This window comes from Microcystis ichthyoblabe FBCC-A1114 (genome assembly GCF_050500245.1).
GTDB classification, from domain to species: Bacteria; Cyanobacteriota; Cyanobacteriia; order Cyanobacteriales; family Microcystaceae; genus Microcystis; species Microcystis ichthyoblabe_A.
In genome coordinates this window covers 117,658-135,872 of the sequence record NZ_CP191408.1, presented here as the reverse complement: position 1 = coordinate 135,872, position 18,215 = coordinate 117,658, and the positions used below count along the sequence as shown (strand labels likewise).

General features: G+C 41.7%; 19 protein-coding genes, 1 tRNA gene and 2 pseudogenes. 10 read left to right on the top strand and 12 right to left on the bottom strand.

The window, feature by feature from the left end:
- Window positions 1-6: 6 nt before the first annotated feature.
- Complete coding sequence (locus ACQY1Y_RS00640) at window positions 7-1,176, bottom strand: phosphotransferase (RefSeq protein WP_430013762.1); 1,170 nt, start codon at window positions 1,174-1,176, stop codon at window positions 7-9.
- A gap of 218 nt (window positions 1,177-1,394) precedes the next feature.
- Between ACQY1Y_RS00640 and ACQY1Y_RS00635 the strand changes: the two are divergent.
- Window positions 1,395-1,835: pseudogene (locus tag ACQY1Y_RS00635) on the top strand (alpha/beta fold hydrolase); the annotation flags it as partial.
- Between the two features lie 206 nt (window positions 1,836-2,041).
- Here the strand turns inward: ACQY1Y_RS00635 and ACQY1Y_RS00630 are convergent.
- Window positions 2,042-2,245, bottom strand: a pseudogene (locus ACQY1Y_RS00630) (IS5/IS1182 family transposase); the annotation flags it as partial.
- Between the two features lie 353 nt (window positions 2,246-2,598).
- Between ACQY1Y_RS00630 and ctpC the strand changes: the two are divergent.
- Window positions 2,599-3,891, top strand: a complete 1,293-nt coding sequence (gene ctpC / locus ACQY1Y_RS00625) for a carboxyl-terminal processing protease CtpC (RefSeq protein ID WP_002745181.1) — start codon at window positions 2,599-2,601, stop codon at window positions 3,889-3,891.
- On the opposite strand, the gene ACQY1Y_RS00620 is transcribed toward ctpC, so the two are convergent.
- Window positions 3,881-4,066, bottom strand: a complete 186-nt coding sequence (locus ACQY1Y_RS00620) for a hypothetical protein (RefSeq protein WP_430013761.1) — start codon at window positions 4,064-4,066, stop codon at window positions 3,881-3,883. The two genes, ctpC and ACQY1Y_RS00620, sit on opposite strands and share 11 nt — an antisense overlap.
- Window positions 4,067-4,192: 126 nt before the next feature.
- On the opposite strand from ACQY1Y_RS00620, the gene ACQY1Y_RS00615 reads away from it, so the two are divergent.
- A tRNA-Gln gene (locus tag ACQY1Y_RS00615) sits at window positions 4,193-4,265 on the top strand.
- A gap of 1 nt (window position 4,266) precedes the next feature.
- On the opposite strand, the gene ACQY1Y_RS00610 is transcribed toward ACQY1Y_RS00615, so the two are convergent.
- The gene (locus ACQY1Y_RS00610) at window positions 4,267-5,316 is read right to left on the bottom strand and encodes an AI-2E family transporter (protein WP_430013760.1); all 1,050 of its coding nucleotides are present in this window, start codon (window positions 5,314-5,316) and stop codon (window positions 4,267-4,269) included.
- A 21-nt stretch (window positions 5,317-5,337) separates the two neighbouring features.
- The gene (locus ACQY1Y_RS00605; RefSeq protein WP_199309408.1) at window positions 5,338-5,511 is read right to left on the bottom strand and encodes a hypothetical protein; all 174 of its coding nucleotides are present in this window, start codon (window positions 5,509-5,511) and stop codon (window positions 5,338-5,340) included.
- A gap of 309 nt (window positions 5,512-5,820) precedes the next feature.
- On the opposite strand from ACQY1Y_RS00605, the gene ACQY1Y_RS00600 reads away from it, so the two are divergent.
- Window positions 5,821-6,213: a DUF4278 domain-containing protein gene (locus ACQY1Y_RS00600; protein ID WP_024970527.1), complete on the top strand. Its 393-nt coding sequence runs from the start codon at window positions 5,821-5,823 to the stop codon at window positions 6,211-6,213.
- 135 nt (window positions 6,214-6,348) lie between these two features.
- Here ACQY1Y_RS00600 and ACQY1Y_RS00595 read toward each other — a convergent pair whose 3' ends face one another.
- Window positions 6,349-6,939 (bottom strand): DUF4276 family protein, encoded by a 591-nt coding sequence (locus ACQY1Y_RS00595; RefSeq protein ID WP_430013759.1) that lies wholly within the window; start codon window positions 6,937-6,939, stop codon window positions 6,349-6,351.
- On the bottom strand, window positions 6,939-8,087 hold the full coding sequence (locus tag ACQY1Y_RS00590; protein ID WP_430013758.1) for an AAA family ATPase: 1,149 nt from the start codon (window positions 8,085-8,087) through the stop codon (window positions 6,939-6,941). Before ACQY1Y_RS00590 ends, ACQY1Y_RS00595 begins: the two co-directional genes overlap by 1 nt.
- Before the next feature lie 81 nt (window positions 8,088-8,168).
- Here ACQY1Y_RS00590 and ACQY1Y_RS00585 point away from each other — a divergent pair, with 81 nt between their 5' ends.
- Window positions 8,169-9,167, top strand: coding sequence for an IS630-like element ISMae24 family transposase (locus ACQY1Y_RS00585; protein ID WP_052275630.1), 999 nt, complete (start codon window positions 8,169-8,171; stop codon window positions 9,165-9,167).
- 284 nt (window positions 9,168-9,451) lie between these two features.
- On the top strand, window positions 9,452-10,588 hold the full coding sequence (locus ACQY1Y_RS00580) for a geranylgeranyl reductase family protein (RefSeq protein ID WP_004161880.1): 1,137 nt from the start codon (window positions 9,452-9,454) through the stop codon (window positions 10,586-10,588).
- Here the strand turns inward: ACQY1Y_RS00580 and aroB are convergent.
- Both aroB and ACQY1Y_RS00570 read right to left on the bottom strand, forming a co-directional pair.
- A complete protein-coding gene (gene aroB, locus ACQY1Y_RS00575) occupies window positions 10,565-11,665 on the bottom strand; it encodes a 3-dehydroquinate synthase (RefSeq protein WP_016516660.1) in 1,101 nt (366 codons plus the stop codon). The genes ACQY1Y_RS00580 and aroB overlap by 24 nt on opposite strands.
- A gap of 357 nt (window positions 11,666-12,022) precedes the next feature.
- Window positions 12,023-12,418: a hypothetical protein gene (locus tag ACQY1Y_RS00570; protein WP_004161882.1), complete on the bottom strand. Its 396-nt coding sequence runs from the start codon at window positions 12,416-12,418 to the stop codon at window positions 12,023-12,025.
- Between the two features lie 414 nt (window positions 12,419-12,832).
- Here ACQY1Y_RS00570 and petN point away from each other — a divergent pair, with 414 nt between their 5' ends.
- Genes petN through ACQY1Y_RS00550 form a run of 4 tightly spaced genes read left to right on the top strand, consistent with a single transcriptional unit; the run spans window position 12,833 to window position 15,884 of the window.
- Window positions 12,833-12,922: a cytochrome b6-f complex subunit PetN gene (gene petN, locus ACQY1Y_RS00565; RefSeq protein ID WP_012265708.1), complete on the top strand. Its 90-nt coding sequence runs from the start codon at window positions 12,833-12,835 to the stop codon at window positions 12,920-12,922.
- A 16-nt stretch (window positions 12,923-12,938) separates the two neighbouring features.
- The gene (locus tag ACQY1Y_RS00560) at window positions 12,939-13,082 is read left to right on the top strand and encodes a hypothetical protein (RefSeq protein WP_002736416.1); all 144 of its coding nucleotides are present in this window, start codon (window positions 12,939-12,941) and stop codon (window positions 13,080-13,082) included.
- Window positions 13,083-13,124: 42 nt separating this feature from the next.
- On the top strand, window positions 13,125-14,378 hold the full coding sequence (gene sbcD / locus ACQY1Y_RS00555) for an exonuclease subunit SbcD (RefSeq protein WP_002777928.1): 1,254 nt from the start codon (window positions 13,125-13,127) through the stop codon (window positions 14,376-14,378).
- A 60-nt stretch (window positions 14,379-14,438) separates the two neighbouring features.
- Complete coding sequence (locus ACQY1Y_RS00550; protein ID WP_430013757.1) at window positions 14,439-15,884, top strand: GUN4 domain-containing protein; 1,446 nt, start codon at window positions 14,439-14,441, stop codon at window positions 15,882-15,884.
- Between the two features lie 6 nt (window positions 15,885-15,890).
- On the opposite strand, the gene ACQY1Y_RS00545 is transcribed toward ACQY1Y_RS00550, so the two are convergent.
- The 3 genes from ACQY1Y_RS00545 to ACQY1Y_RS00535 all read right to left on the bottom strand — a co-directional run bounded on the left by ACQY1Y_RS00545 (window position 15,891) and on the right by ACQY1Y_RS00535 (window position 18,090).
- A complete protein-coding gene (locus ACQY1Y_RS00545; protein WP_002756253.1) occupies window positions 15,891-16,343 on the bottom strand; it encodes an ATP-binding protein in 453 nt (150 codons plus the stop codon).
- Complete coding sequence (locus ACQY1Y_RS00540; protein ID WP_193977255.1) at window positions 16,330-17,325, bottom strand: anti-sigma factor antagonist; 996 nt, start codon at window positions 17,323-17,325, stop codon at window positions 16,330-16,332. The genes ACQY1Y_RS00545 and ACQY1Y_RS00540 overlap by 14 nt, the downstream gene beginning before the upstream one ends.
- Before the next feature lie 114 nt (window positions 17,326-17,439).
- Window positions 17,440-18,090, bottom strand: coding sequence for a DUF3318 domain-containing protein (locus ACQY1Y_RS00535; protein ID WP_002756255.1), 651 nt, complete (start codon window positions 18,088-18,090; stop codon window positions 17,440-17,442).
- Between the last annotated feature and the right edge of the window lie 125 nt (window positions 18,091-18,215).

The following is an 18,215-nucleotide window of genomic DNA, read 5'->3' as shown; positions in this document are numbered from 1 at the left end:
ACGATATTAAACTTGGCCAACAACAGAAGAATTTATCTGATTTAACTGCGTAGCAGTAGCCCCAAAAATCGTGGACATTGATGATTCAGGACGACATAACAAAGCCTTGGCTACCTGAAGCATAGCAATTCCGGTATTATTAAAGATTTTTTGATACTGAACCATTGCTAAAATTGCAATAATTAAAGAAAAACCGGCCAACTGGACTACTTGCTTTAAGAAATCAGGACGATATTCTAAGATTTCTGGGAAAGTTTCTAAATAAGCTAAAGTTAACCCACCGATAGATGGCTGCAGCAATTCTAGGGGAGTAGTGGCTAGTCGCAAAGATTCTTCAATACTGAGAGAATTACTAATCACCAAGCTACCCAACCAAATTTGTAGATAACTAGCGATCGCCATTCCCAAATCAAATGCTGGATCTCCCCAATCAGACCTTTCCCAATCAATCAACCGGATCCCATTTCCATTAATATCTTCCCAGTTTCGATTCAGAAGAATATTATTGAGCTTGATGTCATTGTGAGTCAGACAAACAGGAGAAATAGTTTCACTGGCTCGATGAACTGCTTCTCCTAAGCTATCATATCGTTGATAAAGTGCAAAAAATTTCAATCCATCCATCGGAGCCATACCAAAAATTTCAGGACCGATCCTTTCCAAACTCTCTAATAATAGCGGAGATACTTTCGGTTTTCCAGCAAACTCTTCTTTGACAAAAAATTCCCGATAAATACTCTGATTCCAGGTATCACGGTGAATTGTCGCCAAACAACCGCCGATTTGAGTAGCAACCTGAGCTGGAAAGAGATTCTCTTTAGAATAAAACTCTGCTAAATCCTGATAATTATCCAGATAAGTAGAAACTAAAATTGAGTTATCAGCATCGTGGAGCAGTAATTCTGGCAGAAAACTACGCCAATGGTCAATTTCAGGAAAGTTCTCTAGAAATTTGGGGATTCGCCATTCCCCAAAAAACTCACCCACCGTTTCCTTTTCTAAATTAATAAATTGTTCTTGTTTAACCAGTAACTTTCGCCCCTCTGGTAAAGTCACTAATAAGTTAAAATTTTTAGCCTGAATCTGCTCTACTCCCGGATTTTCTTGTGAGCGATCGCAGATTTTTTGGTCGATTAAATAGTCATAAACATTTTGAGAACTTAACACAAATTTCATAATTACAATTATTCTCAAATATCGCTGATCTGTTTTTATTGATTTTAATTATAATTGATGATAGCCTTATTGCCAAGCTATTCATCTGCATTAAAAAAACATAATTAACACAATTATGTCTAAACTTAAACTAATCGCGCCAGTCAACCTACCTGTTAGATTGGTTTAGGGCTAATTGCGATCGCTCTATAGACAAAGAAACCGGGTTTCTCCACAGGGACAAGGCGGCTTTTACTGCCTTTCATAAATTCGGTAAGTATGTGGTACAGTTTCGTTATGATTGGTTTTTAAAAGTACCTTTTGCCGATCGATTATTTATGGCGAGATTTTTGCATCGATCGATCCCAAAATCAGAAAGAATTGCTTTTTTAGAAGATTTTTTAGCGGCGGATTATGAGGCAGCCCTAGGCACAATTTATACATCTGTGAGTAAAAAAGCAGTGGAAATTATGCCGGGTAAATTTGCCGAGATTAAAATACCAACTCTTTTAGTATCAGGGGAAAAAGATATTATTATCCCCGCCAAAATGGGTAAAATGGCGGCGGATTTGAATAATAATATCCAGTATGTGGAGATGGCTAATACCGCTCACTTTCCCATGTTAGAAGATGCCCCTACTTATCTAAAAAAATTGCAAGATTTTTTAGAAATTAATTAGCGCTGGCTGAATAAATCTAAAAACCTTGTTGGATAAGACTTTTAGACTTTTTTTCCCTCAAAAAGTGCCAGCCGTTGCGGAGATCGGGGAGAAAATTCAGGTACTTTTTCCCTGAAAATTAGGTAACTGACTACCTCAAAATCGGTAAAACCCCACACCCCACACCCCACACCCTGCCCCCAGGAAAAGCTTTTTCAGCAAACCCTAATTAAGGCGGACATTGCTATCCTAAATGTTTTGGCTGGTGCGCCCATTTCTTCTGAAAAAAGTGATGCGTATCCCGCTTCAAATTCTGACCAGGGAATGAGGTTGGCCATAATTACCCAACGATTATCTTGGGATAATTTCCCCTCAAAGGGCAGCTCGAAGTTTTCTGGTGGGGTTGAGGGTAACTCACTTTTACGGTACATTAGCACTAATTAGAGAAGATGCAAGGGTGATGCAAGGGTTTTAAGAGATTCTAGCAGATTTAAGTGCATTTGGGAAGCTCTCAATCAACCTAAAAGCCCTTTCCTGTAAGGTTTTTACCATTATTCAGCCAACCCTATCTTAGGTCGCGAGGTGGGCTGCTGGCAACTCGATCGCTACTCAAATAACCAGTTTGACAAAGAAAGAGATAATAAATGTTATAACAGTAGTAGTCTACAGGCGTTCTTTTGTCTGTCTCCAGTAAACCTAAACGCTCCTTTTTGCCAAGATATTTCGACGGTCAGCCCGAAAGAGCGTTCCGGCAAGAACAGCCTAATTTATCCGAAAATTACCTATGGTTATCAACAAACGCGGACTTGTTCTCGGTGCTACAGCAGTGGTCCTGTCTACCGTCGCCGTCACGGGGGCGGGATTCCGACTCTCCCAAAGTCAAGCTTTTTTTCAGGAAAGTCCCAAGGAAACCGTTGATGAGGTTTGGCAGATCATCAACCGCACTTATTTAGATGGCACTTTTAATCAATCGGACTGGAACGCCATCCGCAATCAGTATTTAAATCGTTCCTACAAAAATCAAGAGGAAGCATACACCGCTATCCGCGAGATGTTGAAAACTCTCAATGATCCCTATACCCGTTTTATGGATCCCAAAGAGTTTAACAATATGAGAATCGATACATCGGGAGAATTGACCGGGGTAGGGATTCAATTGACCAAAGATGAGAAAACCAAGCAGTTAGTCGTGGTTTCACCCATTGAAGATACTCCCGCTTCTAAAGCTGGTGTGCTGCCCAAAGATGTGATTATCGCTATCGATGGTAAATCTACCGCAGACATGGAACTCGATCAAGCGGTGAGCATGATCCGAGGCAAAGTGGGGACAAGCGTTAAGATCACGATTCAACGGGGTGAGGAGAAGAAAGAATTGACTCTTACCCGGGCTAAAATTGAAATTCACCCGGTACGCGCCCACACAGAAAACACCCCGATCGGTAAAGTCGGTTATATCCGTCTCAATCAATTTAGCGCCCAAGCTAGTGGCGATATGAGTCAAGCGATTCGCGAATTGGAAGCTGAACAGGTGAAGGGTTATATTCTCGATCTGCGTTCCAACCCCGGCGGTTTACTCTACGCCAGCATCGAAATCGCTCGGATGTGGATACCCGATGGTTTAATTGTCTCTACGGTCGATCGCAAAGGGGTGACGGAACGTCAACGGGCCAACAATCAAGCTTTGACTAATAAACCTCTAGTTGTTCTCGTCGATGGTGGTTCCGCTAGTGCCAGTGAAATTCTCTCCGGAGCTTTACAGGATCATGATCGGGCGGTTATTGTCGGTACGAAAACCTTTGGTAAGGGATTAGTGCAATCGGTACGCAGTCTTAGTGACGGTTCCGGATTAGCGGTGACAATTGCCAAGTATCTCACCCCCGACGGACGCGACATCAATAAAGATGGTATTCATCCGGATGTGGAGTCGGAACTGAGCGAGGAAGAGCGCAAAAATCTTCAACAGGAACGGGATCGGGTGGGAACTTTCCAGGATCCTCAATTCAAGAAAGCTTTTGAAATCTTGGAAAAAGAAATCGCGGAAGGTAAGAAAACGCCCACCAATACCGCTAAACAATAGGTTGACATTTGCCCGCTCGAATTAAACCCACCCGACGGGCGAGCGCTTCTCCCCGCTCGGCAAAAGGACCCCAGTATTGACCATTAACTGGGGTTTTTCCGTTTTCTAGGGCTATAATCTGACAAATTCCCGTATTTTCCTGGACAATGTACCAGTTTTGTGCGCTATTATCCATAGATTTTTCTCCTTAATCCCTCTATTCCCTTGTTTATAGCGTCTCTCAATCCCGAAGTAAAAAATTTTTATCAACTTCTTGACAAAACCGGGGAGATAAATGCTAATATTAAAAAGGTCTGTCCAATGGGGATTAGCCAAGCGGTAAGGCAGCGGGTTTTGGTCCCGCCATTTCCTAGGTTCGAATCCTAGATCCCCAGTTTAAGATTTTTTATTCCCAGTCCGCCAATGATTGAGAATATCCTCGATCAAAGCTTCCTTTAGCCAAATACGACCGATAAGCGTCAGGGGAACCGCCAGAAATAGCCCTAAAAAGCCAAAAATCGAGGCAAAAAACAACTGGGCCAACAGGGTAAAAGCGGGTAAGAGCTTGAGCGACCGCACTGTTAAAATGGGCAACGGTGGATGATGGTCGAAATACTGAATTAACAGATAAATACTGCTGTAGAGTAGTAAAACCGCCCAGGATTGCCAGGGAGCTTCCAGAAGGGCGATAGAAAAGGGTAAAATCGTGCTTAGAACCGGCCCGAGGTTGGGGATAAAGGTGAGAAATCCTGCGAGAATAGATTGGGAAAAAGCGAGGGGAATGCCAATCAGGGATAGACCCAAACAACTGCCCAAGGTCATAATCAACATATGACAGAAAATCCCTTTTAGCCAAGCTTTTAAATCTCGATCGCAGTGTTCTAGGATCGATCGTACCCTAGAACGGTAGAAAGCGGGAAATAAACGCAGAAAGCAACGGTAGTAAGCGGCAGGATCGGCGAGAATCATCAAGCTCAGGGCAATAATTAGCAGTAAGCTGAGGATAATGCCAAAAGTACCGTAAAAAATGCTCAAACCCCGGCCAGCAATTTGGTTAATTAGGGGTTGTAATTGAGCCAGCAGCGTTTTAAAGTCTGGAAAGACAGTGGCCAGACTAGGATCGAGATAATCCTCAAGACGATGCACTTGTCCCCAGAGTCTTTCTATCGCTTGGGGTAATAAACTAAATAATTGGCGAAATTGTTGGACTAAAGCGGGTATAATTACTAAAAAAATACCGATAATACCAATAAAGAAGCCAAAAAGGGTGATAATTAGGGCGTAGGAACGCTTCAGGTGATGACGCTGCCACCAAGTCACAGCCAAATTTAAAATCTGAGCCAGAAGAATCGCCATCAATAATAATAAAAGAATCTGTCGAATCTGCCAGAGAATCAACAGACAAAAGACTAACAGGACTAAACCGAAGCTGCTGCCAAAAGTCATGATGAGTAAGGAGAAAAATTCCTAATCAGTTATTGTCCGTCTCCAGAGGGCAAAAACCGTGAGCAGAAAAGGAGTAAAAACCAGAATTAAAGTGTTAAGAGGACCAGGAGCGATCGATAATAAAGGGGCAAGATATTTAATTCCCAGGGAAATTAAAGCCGATATCAAGATTATTTTGATAATAAAGCCGCTCATAGATGAATGTTTAGGGGACACCAGCACTATCTTATCCCTGAAGAGGTTAAAAATTGCTCAAAATCTGGCAATCATCCCCCTTAATCCTCAAATCCCTAGAGGCTCCTTTGGTGGGCAACCAAACTCAGCCGGAAAAGGATACTATGGCCAACCAGAAAATATTAAATTTTTATAAAGTTTTTTCAATTTCCCTAACAAAATGTAAAAATAGATACAGAATAAGAAATAAGATCTTTTCGTTTGTTGACCCTAAATAGGGACGACAAGGGGGATTAAAGTCACTTTAAAGCATTGCAGGGAGTCAGTGATATTATGTTAGCCTATCGAGGAGTTAAGTACGAAAGGGATTCTCTCCCCTTGGAGATGAAGACTGGAGATATCGGGGGTAAATATCGAGGTCAAGACTGGAATCACCATTATCCTCGCCATATGCTCCAATTAGAGCCGAAACTGCATCGTCAGTATCGTGGGGTTGCCTACAGCACCCGTCCTCATCTTGCTGGACAAGTCATCCCAAGCACTTGTCCGTTGCCGGTTGTCAAACCCCCTATTGTCGTCCAAGAGGAAACCCTTTCTAGCGTCCATCTGAGCAATATTCGTCTTCGTCTGGAACGTCGTTTACAAATCGCTCAAGAGAATGGGGATGAAACCCTCGTTAATCTCTTGAAAAAAGAATCCCAAGACTTAGCCTTAAACTGCTAGATTAGCGGTTTTTTTACCACTTTCCCCCCGGCAAAACCGGGGGGAATATTTTTGGGCGCAAAAATCTTATCGATAGAAATTATCACCCTGGTTAGGAGTTTACAGGCTTTTAATTATATTAGGTCGAGGTCTATTTTAGTTCTGGTTCGGATTGGGGCGTTGTATCATTTCCACAACATTTTTGATACCTTGGATAAAAGTTTGAAAACTACGCGATTTATTTTCAGTTAGGGAAAGATGGGGGGCAATCTGTTTAGAGTGGGTTCCTGCATAATACTCTTTCACTAGCTTTTTTAATTCTTGTTTGGCCGAGTTAAGCAGGTCCGGTTCTCTGTATTTACTTTTATTTTGTTTTTGGCCGAGACTATTTAAATTATACGCCTTGGCCACCGCTGCTAAATCTCCCAGAAACCAAGATTCTAATTCATGGCAAATAATCCGAATTAAGACTTGAGCATCACTGGCATTTTGACAAATTTCTCCTAGGTCTTTTTTGAGTTTTTGACAGTCGTGGGAATCCTGATCATGGACAATAATAAATTTGGTATTGGGACTAGATTTATTGAAAGCTTTGAGTTTTATAGGAATAGATTTTGCTAGGTCTTGTTTACCTTGATGACTAATACATATATAGCTTATTTCTGGGGGAATAAGTTTAGGCAAAAGTTCTTCTAACACATTTTTTATAGATGACTCTTCTAACAAAAATACGATATCATAGTTCATTAGGGTTCTACTCCTTCAAACCAGCCTTGATTCCAAAGATAGCCGGGTAAATCGCCTTCCGCTACTAAGTTTTTGAGGATTTCGTTATCGGCAGCCCTATGGATTTGGGTGATACCTTGGGATTTAATTAGCCAGAAAATACTAGCTAGTGGAACCGCATTGATAAAATCGGGGGAGTGGCTAGAAACAAATACCTGACCCCCCTGATCGCTATAGTGGGCGAATTCTTCGGCTAGTTCTTTTAATAAAGTAGGATAAAGTTGGTTTTCTGGTTCTTCGACACAGAGTAGGGGATGAGGATTGGGATCGAATAGTAATATTAAATAAGCGAACATTTTCATAGTCCCGTCAGAAACATAGCGATCAATAAAAGGATCTTTAAAGGCCTGATCTTGAAAACGTAAAATCAAGCGACCGTCTTCGGTTTCTTTGGCTTCCACAGAGGAAATACCCGGAACTCGTTGTTTCATTTTTTCGAGAATTTGCTGAAAAATTTCGGGATATTGTTGATAAATATATTGAGCAACTGTAGCTATATTGTCGCCAGTGGGGGATAAGTGTTCAGCGTAAGATATTTCTTTACTTCCTCTAGCTTCGCTAATATGAAAGTCAGAAACGTGCCAATTTTCAATCAGAGAACGAAAGGCTGTAGCGGCTTTAAAACGTTGAAATTGTCCTAATCCTTTGATTGCTAGTATGTCGTTAGATTCTAGCTGTTGTTCTTCTCGATCGAGTTCTTTATCCGGTTTGCTAAAATCTTCTTCGTTGGTGATAGCATATCCTTGACCAAGTTGAAAATCTAAAAAATGAAAAGGTTTACCGTGTTCACCCCTTTTATAGCGAAGTATTTCGCGTTTGATAACGGGGCGATTATTGTTTTGTCCAATTATGATTTGATAAGTAACCAGACGTTCTGTATCTAAGATTTTCATGCGAAATTGCAGATCGATTTCAATATCTTCCTGTTCTTGACCTCTAGTGATAATTTCTCTATAACCGCCGCGAATTTGTAAAGCTTGGCGAATGTTGTTTTTGAGGGCATCTCGCAGAAAACCAAAAATATCAAATAGAGTAGATTTTCCCGTGCCGTTAGCTCCAATAATCACACAAAAAGGGGGAATATCTCTTATGTGTATGTTTTTAAACATAAGTAGTCATGCAAAATTAATTACCCAAATAAAAAATTAAGAAGTATAATACATAAAAAAACGAAGCAGCAGGAAAATACAATGAGATTGATTAGAGACCTAAACCCCGAGAGCCAGAAAATGCTAGAGAGAATTTATCGAGCTAGTAAACATCATCAAGTAAGAGAGCGAGCGAAATGTATACTCTTAAGTTTTCAGGGAACCACGATAGAAGAATTGAGCGGAATATTTGGAGTTACGAGAAAGACCATCTATAATTGGTTGACGGCCTGGGAAGATAGAAAACTAATTGGTTTCTATAATCGTCGAGGAAGAGGGAGAAAACCTAAATTGACAGAAGCACAAGGTCAACAAGTTATTGACTGGGTAAAAGAAGAACCGAAAAGCTTAAAAAAAATCCAGATAAAAATTGTAGAAGAATGGAAATTAACCGTAAGCAAAGACACGATAAAAAGACTCATAAAAAAAATCAACATGAGGTGGAAAAGGGTGAGAAGAGGGGTCGCCAAAACCCCTGATGAGTGGGAGCTTGAGGTCAAACTACCTATTTTAGAAGAACTAAAAAAACAGGAAAAAAGAGGAGAGATTGAGATAGGATATTTGGATGAAATGGGATGGGATTCAAAGCCTTGTATTCCTTACGCTTGGCAAGAAGAAAAAACCACGATAAAGTTACCACCAATTGAAGGTAAAAGACTAAATATTTTAGGAATAATGAAACGAGATAATCAATTATTTTATGAGACACAGGTCGGAACGGTTACTAGCGAGATAGTTATTAATTTTCTGGATAAATATTGCCAAAATATACAGAAAAAAACTGTCATAATAATTGACCAAGCTTCCATTCATACCAGCGAGGCATTTATGGAGAAACTTGAGGAATGGGAAAAGAAAAATTTGAAAATATTTTGGTTGCCCACTTATTCACCTCATTTAAATTTAATTGAAATATTATGGAGATTTTTAAAATATGAATGGATTGAATTTAGCGCCTATAAAGACCGAAAGAGCCTCCTCGCTTACGTTAAAAAAGTGCTGGACAATTTTGGAGGCGAGTATGTAATTAATTTTGCCTAGGTACTTACGATAGTTTTTTATTTTAATAGAAACAATTTTCATGATATAATCGAGCCGTTATAGTTTTTTTGATTATACGATTGATCAGGTGAAGATAATTGATCAATTCGCCAAAAAAGCCAGAGATTAGACTCTCTTGGACATTGGGGGGTAAATCAGCTAGAAACTAGAGAAGCAAGCTCAACAATCACAGAATCCCGTCTTAGCTTCACCAGACTCAACACAAGTTGCCCAAAATAGCGTAAATTGTCTATAAATTTGTTCAACGACTTAAATTAGTACAAATGTTTGACTGTATTATCATCGGTGCGGGACCAGCAGGAGCGACGGCGGGTTATCATCTAGCTAAAAAGGGACGATCGATTCTGATCCTCGATAAAGCGAAATTACCCCGTTATAAACCCTGTGGTGGTGGGGTATCCCCAGCAATTAAGCAGTGGTTTGATTTTGATTTTACCCCCGTGATTGAGAATACCGTCACGCAAGTACAGTTTACTTGGAAACAGGGGGATGCCGTCACCACTAAGTTAAATATGCTAGAACCGATGTGGATGGTACAAAGGGATCGTTTCGATGATTTTTTAGGTCAACAGGCGATCGCAGTCGGGGCAACTATCCAAGATAACAGCGAAGTTACCCAGATCAAATTTGTCCAAGATCACTGGCAAGTTACCACATCTCAAGGAACATTTTCAGGCAAATATCTGATTGCTGCCGATGGTGTTAGGGGCAATACCAGTCGCTGGTTGGGATTACCAGCAAAAAACGAAGCGATCGGGGCTACTCTCGAAATTACTAACGCAGAAGCGACTATTCCCCCCCAAAAAGCTTTTTTTGATTTTGGTTCCCTAAAAAATGGTTATATCTGGGCTTTTCCCAAGTCTAATGGTTACACAATTAGCGGTGGTTGTTTTAAGGGCAGCATCAAATCCGAGGAGCTGAAAAAACAACTGTTAAATTATGCCCGTCAAAAGGGCTGGAATTTACAGGATTATCGCTATAGTGAGTATGCTTTAGCCCTTTGGAACGGAAATCAACCGCTACACGCCCAAAATGCCTTAATTACAGGGGAAGCGGCGGGGATTCTCGATCCGCTCATCGGAGAGGGTATCCGTCCGGCAATTTTGACGGGAGTTAAGGCAGCCGAGGCGATCGATCGAGCTTTAGCCGGAGATAATCGGGCTTTAGCGGGCTATAGTCGGATAATTAGGGAAGAATGGGGGGAAGATATGGCTTTAGCGGCCAAATTAGCCGGTTTATTCTATCAATTTACCCAAATCGCCTACAATGTCGCCGTTAAACGGCCGATCGCCAGTCAAATGATGGGACGTATTCTCGTGGGAGATTTAAAATACCGGGATGTTACGGAACAAGCGATGCAACAATTGAAAAAGCTTTTACTGCCCGGATTCGGTTGGTGATAACACCTCGCGCACCAGGGTGGGGGTGACTCGATCGCTAATGGTCACTTGGCCGATTGCCGTTGGTAAAATAAATCTAACCTTGCCATCTTTAACCTTTTTATCGGCAGTAAGAGCATTAACCATCTCATCGGCATTTAAAGGCGGCATACGGGTTTTTAAGGCGGCTTTTTCGATTAAATCGGTTTGACGTTGATTTTCCCCGGCGGTCCACATTCCCAGTTTAACAGCGATCGCTCCTGCCGCCACCATCCCCATCGCCACCGCTTCCCCGTGGTTAACGCTAGTATATCCCGTTAGACTTTCAATGCCGTGGGCGATCGTGTGACCATAGTTTAAGATCGCCCGCAAACCCGCTTCCTTTTCGTCTGTGCATACCACATCTGCTTTAGCTTGGCAAGACTTTGTAATAATTGTTTGCAATAGCTCGCCATCGATCTGAGAAAAACTGGCTAAATTGTCCGAGTCTTCTAACTGTTGAAATAACTCGGCATCCCAAATTACACCGTATTTAATCACTTCTGCCATTCCAGCCCGAAATTCTCGCACGGGTAGGGTTTTAAGCACGTCAGGATCGATCAGAACTAATTTCGGTTGATAAAACGCCCCGATCAGATTTTTGCCCTGGGGATGATTAACACCAGTTTTACCCCCGATGGAAGCATCCACCATCGCTAACAGGGTGGTGGGAACCTGGACAAAATTAATGCCCCGTAACCATGTGGCTGCCGCAAATCCCGTCATATCCCCGATCACACCACCACCGAGGGCAACCATAGTCGAGGAACGTTCCAACCGGTGAGCGAGGGCAGTATCATAAACTTGGGCGATCGAATCGAGGGTTTTATAATTTTCGCCGGCGGGGATCAGATGTGTAAAAACGGTAAATCCCGCTTTTTCTAGAGAATTAACGGCTGTATGTCCGTAATAGTCAAAAATTTCGGGATTAGAAACCAATAAAACCTTTTTACCTAAGTTTAACCGGCTCATTTCTGCACCGAGATTGGCTAAACTGCCCTTCTCGATCAGAATATTATAGGAGCGATCGGGTAAATTAACGGGAATACAAATAGCCATAGGGTGTGGGGTGATGTTTCAGTGATCAGTGATCAGTAAACAGTAAACAGTAATCAGTAAACAGTGATCAGTAAACAGTAAAAAAGCAGCTCCGAGCTTGTCGCTTAATACTATTCACTGAAAACTTAAATCTGATGACTGATAACTGATAACTGATAACTGATAACGGCTCTTCTCGACTTTGTGTGATAATTTTTGCTTATGGAATCGTGAAATGCTTATCGGGTAACACTTTTAGGACTATTTTGTCGAAGAAACTATCAGTATAGACCTCGTTTCCACACAGAAACCAGAAGAGCCTGATAACTGATAACTGATAACTGATAACTGATAACTGATAACTGATAACTGAGTCGGTTATTGACGCAGCTTAGTCAACTCTAAGAGCAGACGAGAGGATAAAAAACAGATAAAGCTCTCTCCCAGAAAGAGACTTAATTGCCCACTGTCAGCGAGCAAGTCTGTGGATAATTGTAGGGGAACTAGGCCGCGGACTAGGGCAAAAGCTGCTACTGTACCATCTTTGAGATGGGGATTATCGTCGTTACGGACGACATAACGATAGGTGACACCGAAGAGAAATCCGCTAATTATCGCCCCGGATATCTTGACAAAAGCGCCAATTAATGTGATCGATTCCCTTAAAAATAGTCGATCAACAGTTAAAAATAGCAGATAGGGAACCAGGAAAGCCAGCGCCGAGATACTCCCCACCTGTATGGATTCGATTCTTTCCTTGAGCGTAATTTGCACGATCGCCTCTCTAAAACGGAGTCACTGATGAAGTATTATCGAAAATTTGGGTTGAAAACCTCGCCCTTTAGGGCGACTTTATGTTAGCATTAAATTGAGTCGTTGACTTTGGGAACGCAGGAAACAAGCGACACTCCGTAATCCCTAAATCTCTAACCATCACTGGTACAAAAGCTTTCATCGTAAGTCCACATGGTAAGAGCGAAAAACAATTAAATACTGTGGGACACACAGAAATTTACGCTTGGGGAGTAGTCTTTAAGAGTGCTTACCTTGTAGGTGTAGTCGGACTAGACATGAAACTGTAAGACCAAAATTAGCTTTGCTAGTAGCGGCAAGATTCAGCCCAAGAATCTCCGCACTTTTAGGGCGGAGAGTGTCAACTCGCAAGTAATTCGTTTAACAAAGGCAATTATGGATATTTTGACACTTGGTTGGGTTAGCATTCTCGCCCTGTTCACTTGGTCGATCGCCATGGTGGTTTGGGGTCGTAACGGTTTCTAGGTAATCTATAGATACCATGGAAACATCCTTGATTCTGAACACTCTCTTTCTAGTCGCCTTAATTCTCCTCGTTATCGTCAGTGGTGGCATTCTCTACCTGACGACTACAGAATGGCGCGATCGCCGTCGACAAGATGGCGATAAAAAATTAGGAAAATAATCCCGAACAGGTGTACTTAATTACGCCTGTTTTTCCTTTACTATGATTAAAATACTGCACTTATCGGATATTCACATGGGGAGCGGTTTTTCCCATGGACGTTTAAATCCAAAAACGGGATTAAATACTCGTTTCGAGGATTTTATGGGCAGTTTAAGCCTCTGTATCGATCGGGCTATTGCCACCCCTGTGGATCTAGTGCTTTTTGGGGGAGATGCCTTTCCCGATGCCACTCCTCCTCCTTTTGTTCACGAAGCTTTTGCCAGTCAATTCCGTCGTCTTGCCGATGCTAATATCCCGACAGTGTTATTAGTGGGTAATCACGATCAACATTCTCATGGTAATGGCGGTGTCAGTCTCTCCATCTATCGTACCCTAGCGGTGCCGGGGTTTATTGTTGGCGATCGCTTGACCACCCATCGCATCACCACCCGCAACGGCGATATCCAAGTAATTACTTTACCCTGGTTAACCCGCGCCACTCTCTTAACCCGTCCCGAAACCGAGGGTTTATCCTTGAGTGGGGTAAATGAATTATTAATTAACCGTTTGGAACCGGTGTTAGAAGGAGAAATTCGCCAATTAGATACAAGTGTACCAACAGTTTTATTAGCCCATTTAATGGCTGATCGAGCTAGTCTAGGAGCAGAAAGACTTTTAGCGGTTGGTAAAGGTTTTACCGTGCCTTTATCGCTACTAAATCGTCCACAATTCGAGTATGTTGCCCTCGGTCATGTTCACAAACATCAAAATCTTAATCCTAGCAATGATCCGCCCATTGTCTATCCGGGGAGCATCGATCGAGTGGATTTTAGCGAGGAAAAAGAAGATAAGGGCTATGTTTTAATAGAAGTGGCTAAAGGAGAGGTTAAATGGGAATTTTGTCCTTTACCCGTGCGTCCTTTCCGTTCCATCGAAGTGGATGTTTCCGAGGCAGAAAACCCCCAAAAAGAATTGCTGAAAGCTCTCAAAAAACACGATATTCAGGAAGCAGTTATCCGCTTAGTTTATAAAATTCGCAGTGAGCAATTAGAACTAATTAACACCAATCAGCTTGACGAAGCGTTAAAAACTGCCCATAGTTATAGTATTCGGGCGGAATTAATTAGTCAATTAACCCGTCCCCGTTTACCGGAATTAGGGGTGGGTAATCAATTAGATCCGATGGAAGCGTTAAAAGCTTATATCGATAATAAGAAAGATTTGCGCGATATTGTTGATGATATGTTAGAGGCAGCCCAGCTTTTATTAAATCAACAGCCAGAAATTTGGCTAGAGGAAGAAACCTCGATTTAGTTATCAGTTATCAGTTATCAGTTTACTGAAACAGCTTCCCTATCCCTGTTTGAACTAACAATGAGTTTATGTCTTAATCCCGATTGTCTATATAACAATAATCCTACAGATAAATTCTGTCAAAAATGTCGTTTTGAATTATTACTAAAAGATCGTTATCGTGCTATAAAATTAATTGGTCAAGGAGGTTTCGGTAAAACTTTTCAAGCAATTGATGAGGATAAACCTTCTCAACCTTATTGTGTGATTAAACAATTTTTTCCTAACGTTCAAGATAGTAATGCTCTCAAGAAAGCTGCGGAATTATTTAGAGAAGAAGCGATTAGTTTAGATAATCTCGGTCAACACCCACAAATTCCCTCGCTCTATGCCTATTTTACCAGCAATGATGGGCGACAATATCTTGTTCAAGAATATATTGAAGGACAAAATCTAGAACAAGAATTACAAAGCGAAGGAGTTTTCAATGAAGAAAAGATCAAACATCTTTTATTAGAAATTTTGCCAATTCTTGATTTTATCCATGCCAAAAGAGTCATTCATCGAGATATTAAACCAGCTAATATAATTAGGAGACCCAGCGATAATAAAATAATTTTAGTGGATTTCGGTGCCTCTAAATTTATAACCATTGCTAATCTTTCTCTAACAGGAACAGTGATCGGTTCGGCGGGATATATCGCTCCAGAACAAGGCAATGGCAAAGCAATTAATAGCAGTGATTTATATAGTTTGGGAGTCACTTGTATCTATTTATTAACGGGAATATCTCCCTTTGAATTATTCGATGTGAGTGAACATGAATGGGTATGGAGACAGCACCTGATTAATAATCCTGTTAGTGTTGAATTAGGCGAAATTTTAGATAAATTAATTGAATTTGGCACCAAAAAACGTTATCAATCAGCCGGGGAAGTCCTGCAAGAGTTAGCGGTAAAATTAGCCGTAGTGATTCCGCCAAAACCCCGATCACAGGACACAATTCAAGAAACGGTTTTATCAGTTTTTCCAGTTGCCACTAGGGAGGAAATTAACCTCAAAAGTGCCAAGGCAATTGATTACATCAATCTGCGGGATTTATTAGCGCAAGAAAAATGGCAAGAGGCAGATCAAGAAACGGCTCATCTATTCTTAAAAGTTGCCGATAGAACTAAAGAAAAATATCTTAAGATAGAAGATATAGATAACTTTCCCTGTGAAGATTTAGCCATTATCAATCAACTCTGGTTACAATATAGTCAGGGAAAATTTGGTCTATCTGTTCAGAAAAAAATCTATGAAAGTTTGGGAGGAAGCGGCAATTATGATCAACAAAAATGGAACGATTTTGGGTCAAAAGTCGGTTGGCGAGTTAATAACAAGTGGTTATACTACGATCAAATTACTTTCTCTCTCAAAGCACCCCCTGGACATCTCCCCACCCTTGTGTGGGGTGTGGGGGGTGGGATAATTCTTTTTTCTCGTCTGGAAACCTGTGCTATGGACAGAGTTTCTAGCAGGGGATAAATTGACTTAAAAACTTTTCTGGAGAATTAAACAGTTTCTCCCTTCGCCAGTGCGGATATATTGTAAAGTATCAGTAAGAGAACGCATCAAAAGTAATCCTCGATCGCTTTCCATTTCCAAAGGTGCGACGGGATCTTGTTGTGGAGAATCAAGTTTTGCTTGCAGATCAAAAGGTTGACCGTGATCCCATATTTTTATTTCTAGAGAATGGGACGAAAAAGTTAATTCTAGATCGATGGGTGTAGTTGGGGGTAAATTTTTGTGAGCGTAACGGACAGTATTAGTAAATCCTTCTGCTAAAGCCACCTTACACTGCCAAAGCACCGACTCAGGTAAAAAAGGGCAGCCGTGGGATTCAAACCATTGTAGGACTGGGATTAGAGCTGCCAATTCCGTCCGGACTTGTAGATGGAATTGAAGGGGGAAAGAAGGGGAAATTAAGACTTCAGAAGGCACCACTGTTTTTTTGAAAGAGAATCAAAATTGTTTTAAAAATCAGTCGTAGATCGTAGCTTAAACTCCAATTTTCTTGATAGCGCAAATCTAGTTGAATTACCTCTTCAAAATTATGCACCTGAGAGCGACCATTCACCTGCCATTCTCCCGTCATACCGGGTTTTACATCTAAACGTTGCCATTGGGGAACATCGTAGCGTTCCACTTCATCGGGGGTGGGAGGACGAGTGCCAACAAGACTCATTTCACCAATGATCACATTCCAAAACTGGGGGAATTCGTCTAAACTGGTGCGACGTAAAAATTTTCCTACCCGGGTAATCCGGGGATCATTTTTATTCTTAAAAAAAGCTCCCTGCGCTTGATTGGGGATTTTATCCCTGAGTGCTTCTGCATCCACACACATGGAACGAAACTTAAGAATCTTAAATTGCTTTCCCAACCAACCGCAGCGGGTTTGACTAAAAAAAATCGGACCCGGACTATCTAACTTAATAGCGATAGCAATGGGGACAAAAATAACCCCCGTGATCAATAAACCCACGATCCCACCAACAAGGTCAAGACCGCGCTTTAACCAACTACGAATCGAGGGATGGGTTTTCAGTAGATGGTTTTCAGTGGCAGTAAAGCCATTTTCTTGGGGTGCTAGGGGGGGGGTTTGAAAAGTGAATAATTGATCTAGTCCCGTAATCGATAAAACCCCCATCACTGGGGGATGGACGTTAACCAGCACTAACTCGATATTTTCTGCCCTGGCCGCTTTGAGATTATGCACCAAAGCACCCACACCACTACTATCCATAAATTGAGTGGCATTGAAATCGAGAATGACTTTTTCGGGAGTGGGTGTTTGGGCGATGAGATGGTGAAAGATATCCTTGAACTGTAATGCTTCCAGGACAGTCAAGCGATCGGGTATCCGCAAAATGGGATACTCCATCGGAATGATCAGAAAACGCGTTTCAGGGATTTGGGAAGTCATCGACACAAAAAGATGATTTGATAGATGAACAAGGCCTGATGACCCATTTAAATGTTTACTACACTTTTCCCCAAATACCAATGGGCAATGTCACAGATTACCTGTGATTATCGGCTAACGAATCTCACCTAAAGGCGGACGGCCTTGGGTTTGGGATTTCGCTTTCGCCGCACTCTTCCTTAGGGCATCTAAACGGGTCTCATAACGCTTACGCAGACGACGGTTAGGTGTTTGTTCGATTAGGGTTTTAAAGGCACTGCCTAGGCTCTTGTAGGCGTTGGGAAGAGAATAACCGAAACGAGTGGCCAAGGCGATCGCTTTTTCATCGGCTTCGATCGCTTCTTTGAGAATTTTATCGCCATTATTTTTGCGCCAGAGACGATAACCAGAAATCCCACACAATCCCATGGCCAAGAGCAATAATAAACCGTCCTGTACCCATAATTCCCCCACCGCACCACCTAAACCAATAGCGAGGGCGGCCATTTCCCAGCCTTCCCGGGGAATACTATCATTTTGAATCCTGGCCACTTCATGCCAAAAGAGCAAATTACGCTGATCGATGGCTAAATTTTCCCATTTTGCCAAATCTATCTGAATTTCTACCTCATCTCTGCCAATTTCTTCACAACGGATCAGGGGGGGGTTAATCTCTGTGGAACCTTCTACCGTTACCCAGCTTTGTAATTCTGGGGGTAGCAGGGTTTTTAGGCGCCGAAGTTCGCTCATTTCGGCTCGTGCAGAGGAGGCCGCATAAGATGTCATAGATTTTTTACCTATTCTCTACCAATGACGATGATTTCCATTTTCGATCATAGCGGTCTTTTTTCTGATCTTGGCAGCTTTTAGCCCTAGGAAGTATTTTCAGTGATCAGTGATCAGTCATCAGT

Coding starts and splice junctions, on each gene's coding strand:
- ACQY1Y_RS00605 (WP_199309408.1), bottom strand. CDS start 5,511: ATGAGCGGCTTTATTATCAAAATAATCTTGATATCGGCTTTAATTTCC.
- ACQY1Y_RS00540 (WP_193977255.1), bottom strand. CDS start 17,325: ATGACTTCCCAAATCCCTGAAACGCGTTTTCTGATCATTCCGATGGAG.
- ACQY1Y_RS00620 (WP_430013761.1), bottom strand. CDS start 4,066: ATGGATAATAGCGCACAAAACTGGTACATTGTCCAGGAAAATACGGGA.
- ACQY1Y_RS00560 (WP_002736416.1), top strand. CDS start 12,939: ATGGAAACATCCTTGATTCTGAACACTCTCTTTCTAGTCGCCTTAATT.
- ACQY1Y_RS00595 (WP_430013759.1), bottom strand. CDS start 6,939: ATGAACTATGATATCGTATTTTTGTTAGAAGAGTCATCTATAAAAAAT.
- ACQY1Y_RS00535 (WP_002756255.1), bottom strand. CDS start 18,090: ATGACATCTTATGCGGCCTCCTCTGCACGAGCCGAAATGAGCGAACTT.
- ACQY1Y_RS00550 (WP_430013757.1), top strand. CDS start 14,439: ATGAGTTTATGTCTTAATCCCGATTGTCTATATAACAATAATCCTACA.
- ACQY1Y_RS00585 (WP_052275630.1), top strand. CDS start 8,169: ATGAGATTGATTAGAGACCTAAACCCCGAGAGCCAGAAAATGCTAGAG.
- ACQY1Y_RS00610 (WP_430013760.1), bottom strand. CDS start 5,316: ATGACTTTTGGCAGCAGCTTCGGTTTAGTCCTGTTAGTCTTTTGTCTG.
- ACQY1Y_RS00590 (WP_430013758.1), bottom strand. CDS start 8,087: ATGTTTAAAAACATACACATAAGAGATATTCCCCCTTTTTGTGTGATT.
- ctpC (WP_002745181.1), top strand. CDS start 2,599: ATGGTTATCAACAAACGCGGACTTGTTCTCGGTGCTACAGCAGTGGTC.
- ACQY1Y_RS00640 (WP_430013762.1), bottom strand. CDS start 1,176: ATGAAATTTGTGTTAAGTTCTCAAAATGTTTATGACTATTTAATCGAC.
- ACQY1Y_RS00580 (WP_004161880.1), top strand. CDS start 9,452: ATGTTTGACTGTATTATCATCGGTGCGGGACCAGCAGGAGCGACGGCG.
- aroB (WP_016516660.1), bottom strand. CDS start 11,665: ATGGCTATTTGTATTCCCGTTAATTTACCCGATCGCTCCTATAATATT.
- petN (WP_012265708.1), top strand. CDS start 12,833: ATGGATATTTTGACACTTGGTTGGGTTAGCATTCTCGCCCTGTTCACT.
- sbcD (WP_002777928.1), top strand. CDS start 13,125: ATGATTAAAATACTGCACTTATCGGATATTCACATGGGGAGCGGTTTT.